We start from the raw sequence: 334 nt of genomic DNA on the forward strand, positions 1-334 counted from the left end.
GTAGCGTGATTGAGAGGACCAAGTAAAGTAAACGTATAAGCACCGTCATCAGTCAGCACTAATGTGAAGATTGGCGTCCCACCTGGGTCAGTTGCCCCTTGGTAGGTGGTCGTGTTAGTGGCACCTGTGATCTCAGTGATCTTAATACCTTCATTGCCCGACGATAGCGTCGCTTCCAGTGTTGAGATATTGCGTAGTTCGTAAGCCTCTACTTGGTCTGCACCTTTCGTGGTAACAAACGAGCCTGTCGCCTGAGCGATAAAAGAGCCTAAATCGCCTTCATCAACGACAAACGTACTCGCAACCGTCGTATCAGTGATGGTTGGCACATCAT

Annotated in this window: 1 protein-coding gene; it reads right to left on the bottom strand. The window is 49.1% G+C overall.

The features are described from left to right. Positions 1-334: hypothetical protein (locus tag AB4493_RS22130; RefSeq protein WP_372155827.1), on the bottom strand; the 334-nt coding region annotated here is incomplete at both ends.

This window comes from Vibrio sp. 10N.222.55.A1, assembly GCF_041473835.1.
GTDB classification, from domain to species: Bacteria; Pseudomonadota; Gammaproteobacteria; order Enterobacterales; family Vibrionaceae; genus Vibrio; species Vibrio crassostreae_C.